Source organism: Lacrimispora xylanisolvens (assembly GCF_002934545.1).
Classification (GTDB): domain Bacteria; phylum Bacillota; class Clostridia; order Lachnospirales; family Lachnospiraceae; genus Lacrimispora; species Lacrimispora xylanisolvens.
This window is the reverse complement of the sequence record NZ_PTJA01000026.1, coordinates 1-7,729: the sequence shown is the minus strand read 5'-3', so window position 1 is coordinate 7,729 and position 7,729 is coordinate 1. Positions and strand designations below refer to the sequence as shown.

8 protein-coding genes and 1 tRNA gene are annotated in these 7,729 nt (G+C 36.3%); 4 read left to right on the top strand and 5 right to left on the bottom strand.

Annotation, left to right across the window (positions count from 1 at the left end):
- The first annotated feature begins 66 nt into the window (after positions 1-66).
- From BXY41_RS26505 to BXY41_RS26495, 4 genes are all read left to right on the top strand, one after another.
- Positions 67-1,299, top strand: a complete 1,233-nt coding sequence (locus tag BXY41_RS26505; protein WP_104439885.1) for a HEPN domain-containing protein — start codon at positions 67-69, stop codon at positions 1,297-1,299.
- Between the two features lie 340 nt (positions 1,300-1,639).
- Positions 1,640-2,275: a tRNA (guanosine(46)-N7)-methyltransferase TrmB gene (gene trmB, locus BXY41_RS26500; protein ID WP_104439884.1), complete on the top strand. Its 636-nt coding sequence runs from the start codon at positions 1,640-1,642 to the stop codon at positions 2,273-2,275.
- An 89-nt stretch (positions 2,276-2,364) separates the two neighbouring features.
- Positions 2,365-2,517: a hypothetical protein gene (locus BXY41_RS26940; RefSeq protein WP_170072621.1), complete on the top strand. Its 153-nt coding sequence runs from the start codon at positions 2,365-2,367 to the stop codon at positions 2,515-2,517.
- A gap of 111 nt (positions 2,518-2,628) precedes the next feature.
- Positions 2,629-2,701: transfer RNA gene (locus BXY41_RS26495), tRNA-Lys, on the top strand.
- A gap of 258 nt (positions 2,702-2,959) precedes the next feature.
- Here BXY41_RS26495 and BXY41_RS26490 read toward each other — a convergent pair.
- The 5 genes from BXY41_RS26490 to BXY41_RS26470 all read right to left on the bottom strand — a co-directional run bounded on the left by BXY41_RS26490 (position 2,960) and on the right by BXY41_RS26470 (position 7,555).
- Positions 2,960-3,595 carry a hypothetical protein gene (locus BXY41_RS26490; RefSeq protein ID WP_104439883.1) on the bottom strand — a complete coding sequence of 212 codons (636 nt, stop codon included), beginning with the start codon at positions 3,593-3,595 and terminating at the stop codon, positions 2,960-2,962.
- A gap of 232 nt (positions 3,596-3,827) precedes the next feature.
- Positions 3,828-4,793: a tyrosine-type recombinase/integrase gene (locus BXY41_RS26485; protein ID WP_170072619.1), complete on the bottom strand. Its 966-nt coding sequence runs from the start codon at positions 4,791-4,793 to the stop codon at positions 3,828-3,830.
- Positions 4,786-6,402 carry a hypothetical protein gene (locus BXY41_RS26480; RefSeq protein WP_104439881.1) on the bottom strand — a complete coding sequence of 539 codons (1,617 nt, stop codon included), beginning with the start codon at positions 6,400-6,402 and terminating at the stop codon, positions 4,786-4,788. The genes BXY41_RS26485 and BXY41_RS26480 overlap by 8 nt, the downstream gene beginning before the upstream one ends.
- A 205-nt stretch (positions 6,403-6,607) precedes the next feature.
- A complete protein-coding gene (locus BXY41_RS26475; RefSeq protein WP_104439880.1) occupies positions 6,608-7,240 on the bottom strand; it encodes a zonular occludens toxin domain-containing protein in 633 nt (210 codons plus the stop codon).
- A 78-nt stretch (positions 7,241-7,318) separates the two neighbouring features.
- Complete coding sequence (locus tag BXY41_RS26470) at positions 7,319-7,555, bottom strand: hypothetical protein (protein ID WP_104439879.1); 237 nt, start codon at positions 7,553-7,555, stop codon at positions 7,319-7,321.
- Between the last annotated feature and the right edge of the window lie 174 nt (positions 7,556-7,729).

Here is a 7,729-nt window from a genome sequence, read left to right as displayed (position 1 = left end):
CCAGATCGTTGTAGAAAACTAAAAACACGGTAAAGATACCGCCGCCCCAATCGGGCGGCGAACTTATTGACCTGGACTGGTTATTTACCATTTACGATGAAAGAGGATAAATTAATTGGAATCATGAAATCAAAAACTATTTTTGCGAATTGTGATTTTAATAAATATAGTTCAAAATGTAGACCTATCACAAACGTAGGAGATGGAACTTTAATATATGTATTAAATGAAGATACAAAAGAATGGGATAATTGTATAAATGAGCTTTATAAAAGTCTATATAAAGTAGAAAAGGATGTTTCACTACAAGAATTCACTTCTTATATACATCGCTTGATATGCTTTAATGAATTTAACGATTTTGAGAGTATCAAAAAATATTATCAAAATTATCCTATGAAAGAGTATAATTTTATAAAAGTCGCTTATGGTATAACTATTAAAGACTCGGAGTATATAGAGTATAAAGGCGTAACGTTAATAAGAAAAGACTTTATAGGGGAGTATTTAGATTTGAATATATCGGACAATGAAATTGCTTCTCATTTTATTAAAAAACTCAAAACAGACAATGATGTAGTTTATATGAAAATAAAATGCGTAGCTAAAGATAGTGATAAAGCGCAAGAATATGCGGTAGAAAAGTTTAAATTAATTGATACCTGTTTTAGGTTTTTACTTAAATATAATAATTCAGATAAAGTTCGATTTGGATTTTATAATCTAAATTATGAATCTACTTCTGGAATGTATGGCTATAGCAATGATGTATTTATTTCAATGTCTGAACTTAAGGATAGTATGTGCATAGATACACTTCTAGGTTATCTATTTGAATCTGAAGCGTCAAACAAAGTATGGGAATTAATGGAAAAAAAATACCTCAACGATATGGAATCCAGGTTAAAAGCATCAATAATATGGATATCAGAGGCTGCTCACCAAAATGATGATGCAATAGCATATATGCAGTGTTTTTTAGCATTGGAGTCTATATTGATGGAACAAGACGGTTTTATAAATAAAAGTATAGCTGCACAACTTAGTGAGTATGTAGCATTTATAATAGGTACAGGCAAAACCGAAAGAAAAGGTATTGAGAAGGAAATAAAAGATTTATATTCAATACGTTCGACAATAGCTCATGGTAAAAATAAAAACGGTATAGACCAACAATTAGATAGGATATTTCTAATCGTAAAGATAATTATTTTTAAGTTCCTAACTGATAAAAAATTAATGAATATACATAATGTAAAGGAATTAAGGGAGTATATTACAGATTTGAAGTTTGAATAATTTACCCTATAAAGTTGCTTATATGGTAGAGATACAAGGCGAGTATCTGGTAATTCCGGGCTCGCCTTTATGATACTAAAATAATATGCTATTTATTGCAAGGGTAGCAAAAAGAACAAACATTCGAAGAATTTGACGCAACAAGCACATAAAAACGATATCTACAAGACAAAGTAAAACATAGAACGTCGTAAGAGAAAATTTTAAAATATAAGAGGAGCGCCTATAAATAGGAGGAGTAACTTGCACATTTTATATTCTATATGATACAATCTATCTGCCAAACGCCATTAAGGCATTGAATTGAATTGGAAAGATGATTAATTGGAGGAATAAAGATATGAGGTTACGTCACATCCCCGGATCAGAAGAGGAAATTGCCGCGAGTCCTTATGTAATCCAGAACCCGTCTGGGAGAAAAGGATGCTGGAAGGATGTATTTGGTAATGAAAACCCAATAGAAATAGAAATCGGTATGGGAAAAGGCCGTTTTATTATGGAACTGGCTGCACTTCATCCGAATATTAATTATGTCGGTATTGAACGGTATCCCAGTGTTTTACTGCGGGGATTACAGAAACGGGCAGAGTTGGAGCTGAATAACATTTACTTTATGTGTGTCGATGCTAAGAATCTGGCTGAAATTTATGCACCAGGAGAGGTTGAAAAAATCTATCTCAATTTTTCCGATCCATGGCCGAAGGATCGTCATGAAAAGCGCAGGCTTACTTCTGAGGATTTTATGGCAGTGTATAATCAGATTTTAAGACCAGATGGTGTAGTGGAATTTAAAACCGATAACAGAGGATTGTTTGATTATTCCCTGGAAGCCATTCCAAAAGCAGGGTGGAAGATTGCAGACTACACTTATGATTTACATCACAGCGAGATGGGAATCGGCAATGTAATGACGGAATATGAAGAAAAGTTTTCATCAAAAGGAAATCCTATTTACAAGCTGATTGCCTGTCGATAATCTAAAATAATAATTACCGGTCTTCTTTCTATAACCAGGAGGCCGGTTTTGCATATAATAAAGCAAAAGGTGAGGCAGGTGAGCGTACCATGGGAATGAAAGATAAGGTAACTAATAAGCTTTTGCAGGCAACCAGTGATAAAACTGAGCTGAATAAGAAAATGCTCGCATGGAACAAATCTTTTGTGGAAGTGAACAAAACACTGGGTGGAAATATTAAAAAAAATACGAATAATAAATAAATTCGAAAAAGTTGTAAATATTTTGTAAAAAAGGTGTTGACTTTTGCTGAATACGGTTATATAATTACACACGTGCTTGAGACAAGAGCACACCGAAAAAACGAAAGACAAGCGCCTTTAGCTCAGTTGGTAGAGCAGTAGACTCTTAATCTATTTGTCCAGGGTTCGAGTCCCTGAAGGCGCACTAAAAAAGTACTGGTTTTGCAGACGGAGAGCTGCGGGGTCGGTGCTTTTCATTTGCGTAAAAATAATGGTCGGAATCTATTTGTCCTTTGGGAAGGACTTGAGGGTAAAAAAAGTACTGTCTTTGACGGGGGGGGGGGGAACGTCGGGGACAGTACTTCTTTTTGTTTCTGGAAATATTATTTCACATATTCACTTTTTAAATATAATGGGGAGTTGGGTTCTTTCACAATTGTGAAAGATTGTGTTGATAAAATCTTTAATAATGCCACTTCATAATATCTATACCTGTTATTGCTATGAGCTTATATAGTAAGAAATCAATAATTATTAACATTACTGATAATCCAACTGTAATAATTTTAGAAGAAAAGTATCCTATATCTTCGCCATATGTATTAATATACTTGTATCGAATATTATACATTATGAATAACATGCATAGCATGTCTAATGGAAGAATAAGTGAAATAGCAATGTATTCATGATTCTTTATGGCATTTAATAAATAAACAATAGAACCTATTAACCCAATAATTGAAATAAAAATGTAAGTTTTTCTTAATGAAAGGATATTAGCATTTTTAGTTTCTGACTTATCTTTCTCTATCTTTAAATTTGTTGAAGTTATTATTATGTACCAAATAATTAATAATGCAGCTATAATTATAGCAAGTACTATATATAATTTCTCTTTAGTTGAAACATATGATTTCTCTGCTAATCCGTAGTATAAAGAAAAATCTTTACTCTCAATAGCCTTCTCTGCTGCTTCGGTAGCTAGTTTTACTAATCTATGATCTTGAATTGAATCTACAATATAAAAGTACAAAAAAACAGATAATATGATTGTGATTATAATATAAAGCATTGTTTTCCAAAGTTTTCGATTCATCCATCCACCTCAAATCTTTATGATAAGAATTACACCTCAGATAAATAAACAATTGTGCATTATGAGTTACGCATTATTTCTATTATATTAGGCTCATAATGCGTGGCTATTTAAAAAATGAATAACTCAGTATTTTAATTATATTATAAATGGAAAATTTTACAAGCAGTATCTCAACCAAGTTCCCGGCCGGAGAAGCTCCGGTCGATCGGGAAGATTGATTGAGATACTTTTATTTTATCTGTCGGAAGAAAATATCATCAAGTTTATATACATCTGCATCCATCATGCGGTACTGGTTCGCCATTTTCACATAATCCCTAGTAGTAGTATAATCACTATGACCCAGCATATCACGAAGAAATTCCAGGTTTCCACCGCCTACTAGATAGGAGACAGCAAACGTATGTCTTAATAAATGCGGATGCAGCCTTTCAACACCTGTCCATTTCCTTATTCTGAAAAATAGCTGCTTCAATACATTATAGTTGATAGCTTCCGAACCTTTTGTTTTAAGAATCAATGCATCCATAGGTTTAACCTCTCGATAATCCAAATAACTGCGTAAGTATATTCGTAAATTCCAGGCCAGGGGGACAATACGGGATTTGTGATTCTTTGAGTCTTCTATTAATATGTAATCTTTGTCAAAGCAGATATCCTTTACCTTTAAACCAATGACTTCTTCACTTCTTAAACCTCCATCAAGCATAAGATGTATAATACATAAATTTCTAAGCCCCATTTCTGTTGAGTTTAAGAATACCTGATCGAGTGCCTGAACCTCGTGACTGTATAAAGGGAGTTGTATCCGGGAATCGTTGGTAGGAAGCCGGGGTCTTTTAAAAGTAACTTCACAGTCCAGGTCATCACGAATATAGTTAAAGAAAACCTTAACAGCCCTGGTATAAATTCTGATGGTGGAATTTTTCAGATTTCCTTTCTTTTCGTCCCCGATCTTAAACGGATGCTTTTCATATTTGGGCTTAAATCTAAGATGTTTTATATAGCTTTGTACGATGTCAGGAGCCAGGCTATGCACCGGAATTTTGTCAATGGGCTTTTTAAACTCTGATTCCAAAAACTCAAAGAAAAAGCTTAAGTTCTGCTCATAATATTTACATGTACTATTATCACAATAAGATTCTTTTAACCCCATAAACTTTTCAAATGCTTTTTTTACTGTTATCTTATTCATTCGTAAAATCTCCTTGAAATTCATTTTTGCTCATGCTATTATGACTATAGACTTCACCAGTTGTTTTATCTATGATCGTGAGTTCAGACCTTGCAGTATATGTAAGGTTGCCTGGCAGTTCATCCGTGTTGAGCTGCTGGGCCTTTTTGTTTTTATACCGTAAAGCCTTTTCAACATCATTATCATTTAACGTACAAAGTGCATCTACAACATCCTGCATGATATCATCTTCATTCATACCCTTATTATAAAATCCTAACGTTACAATACTATTGATCGCCCGTCGTTTAACCAGATCAGCATTCAGATGGCGGCTATATTCCCGTACCAGCTTAAGCTGCTTCGGGGGAATGTGCGCATCAATCAGTTTACAACTGCGAAGAGACTTCCAGAAGCCGCACATTTCACGCCGGGATTTATTCACATCCCCTTCCGGTTCTACCATACGAAATACATAGTTTGTCAGATAGTCCATAATCAGTTTCCGATTGTCCAGGTAATCATAAATCCTTTTAGCGGTTAACTTTGACTTATTATCTCGAAGCGGAAGTAGTACATAAGATTTTGAATGGCGGCGGCGTGTCTGATACTCTACATTCATAATCAGGTTCACCTTTGGTGTGAGAGTGTCAACAAATTTCTGTAAGGTATCTTCCTCGATGGTCTGCTCCCCGGACAAGAGCCTGCGGCAGACTGACTTTGCATTTTCATCAGAACCATGTTCCAGGTAGAAGGAAGCGCGGGCCATATTAAGGTACTGCCAGCTCCTGCGCTTATAACATTCTTCATAAACATGTAGATCATAGCGATTAATTAATCCATTGAACAGCCAGAAGTAAAAGAACCAGCCTTTATAACCCATTTCAACAACTTCTTTGCTTTTCATATAGATTCGTACAAAGACTTTATCCGTTCGCTTTCCCAGGGCAACATAATCAATTTCATAATCCTGACTACCTTTCTTCTCTGTATGGGTGACAGCATCATTAAACCGATCTACACGCATTTTGTAAAAGTTTTCAAGGGAAAAGAAGCGTTCTGGATTACTTAGGTAGTTGCTGTGCCAGCAATAATCAATTCGGTTTTCCTGGGCATAGGCGATCTGTAGGCCAAAATGTTCGGCTAATGCCTGGACATATTCATAAGACCGTTCGAATGATTCATTGACCCCGTATATCCAAAGCATATAACTTCTGATCTGTACCACCAATTCACAAGTGACGGATACCGCCGAATCGGAAGATTTTGGAACGACAGGAGCTAAGAAGATATCAAACCATTCAGGGTATTCCAGGCAAACATTATACATTTTTGCAAAACTGAATGGTCTAAGGTTTAAGGAGAAGCCCGAACCGAAGTCAAGACGAAGAAAGTCGACGTTTACATTTTTTGATAGCTTCCGGTTCATAGCATCAAAGTATTTTCGGAACTGCATGACTTTGCTATCCAAAGAATCAGCGGTAAAGTCATTTACAAATTTCACGGAATAATAAAATGTATCAATATTATGTAGAAACTTAGACTTCTTAAAATCAAACCAATACTTTCTATCATTTTCACCCATTTCATTAAAAATAGATGATTTTGAAAATTCTCTAGTCTGTATCATTTTACACCTCACTTTAATTAACTAAAGTTTTTGGGGAGAAGGGCTTTTCCCCAAATTTTAAAATCATGCTCTAGCCCTTGTATTTCCTAGAAATAATCGGAATTTTCCATGTATTTCCAGACCACGTTTTACAGACACGTGGTAAGGGAGTTTTGGGTGTTGGCGAGGGCGCCCGGCGCGTTCAGGGGCCCCGGCTGCGCCACCCCTATCCGCCCTGGGGGCCCTCGTCAAATAACTTGTATGAATCGTACATATGATAGTACTTCTTGCGTCCGTAAAAAAATGAAACGCCGCATTTTTCCTTGACCCCATACCAATATTCAACAGAAACAAAAAGGGGATGACCAAGAGAAAGGAGTCCCAGGAAAAATCCCACCGTACCAAAGTTGTTAATCTTACGGTGACGGTATTCGTATTCAATCAGGCTGCGGATTTGACGGTCAATCAGGCGGTCAAACTGGCTGATCAGTATAATATGGTATCCATATTTCCGGTGCTGGGTGAAAAAGTTGGCCCATTGCTGGCGGCTCCGGTCATTCCAGGAACGGCAGTTGAAAATAAGCTGGCATTCATCTATGACAAGCCAGGTCTGACCTTCAATGATCTTACCCCTTTTATCCCGGCGGTGACACAAACGAGAGAAGTCTAAGAGCCAGTCAACCTTTAAATCAAAATTATCCTTGTAAAAAAAGAAGCCTTTTTTCTTCGAGGTAATGAGATCGTAATTGATATCAAAATTCGCTATCACATTCTTTCCGCGATTGAGCTGAAAGTAAATATCCTTTGCAACATGGTAGGACTTCCCGGAACCGGGAGTACCAGAATAAAAATAAATCATAAACAAGCCCTCCTTGTATCTCATTTTTCTTCCAGGCCGAACCCGATCGGAGCCAGCCGGTGATTCATTTGAGATACATCATTCAATCATCTTTACCCAACGAAGGGCAAGCTGCACCAGGTAAAACAGACCAACCGCAGTAACCCAAAGCTGGGTAACTGCGATAATCTGCGCCACAGGAACAAAATAGTTTAAGTACCCTAAGAAGGGAATCTTATCAAGCTGACTTAAAAATGATTGGAAGGGACTGTTAGGAAGAAATACAACGCATGCATTGCCAAGCTTTATTAAGATGTACCGGATTTGTTCTAACATAAAATCACCCCTTTACTAGATTTCTGGTAATGACGATCAGACAGATACAATAGCCAATCAGCGTTGTTATTCGAACCAACATGACCATAGGTTTCCAATCATCAGTAGACAAGTCGATTACAATGGTTTCATGAATATTCAGGCTTTCTATTGTAAATGGCAGCTCCCACCGGG

Bases quoted from the DNA above. Each gene is read 5' to 3' on its own strand.
- trmB (WP_104439884.1), top strand. From the start codon at position 1,640: ATGAGGTTACGTCACATCCCCGGATCAGAAGAGGAAATTGCCGCGAGT.
- BXY41_RS26940 (WP_170072621.1), top strand. From the start codon at position 2,365: ATGGGAATGAAAGATAAGGTAACTAATAAGCTTTTGCAGGCAACCAGT.
- BXY41_RS26490 (WP_104439883.1), bottom strand. From the start codon at position 3,595: ATGAATCGAAAACTTTGGAAAACAATGCTTTATATTATAATCACAATC.
- BXY41_RS26485 (WP_170072619.1), bottom strand. From the start codon at position 4,793: ATGAATAAGATAACAGTAAAAAAAGCATTTGAAAAGTTTATGGGGTTA.
- BXY41_RS26480 (WP_104439881.1), bottom strand. From the start codon at position 6,402: ATGATACAGACTAGAGAATTTTCAAAATCATCTATTTTTAATGAAATG.
- BXY41_RS26475 (WP_104439880.1), bottom strand. From the start codon at position 7,240: ATGATTTATTTTTATTCTGGTACTCCCGGTTCCGGGAAGTCCTACCAT.
- BXY41_RS26470 (WP_104439879.1), bottom strand. From the start codon at position 7,555: ATGTTAGAACAAATCCGGTACATCTTAATAAAGCTTGGCAATGCATGC.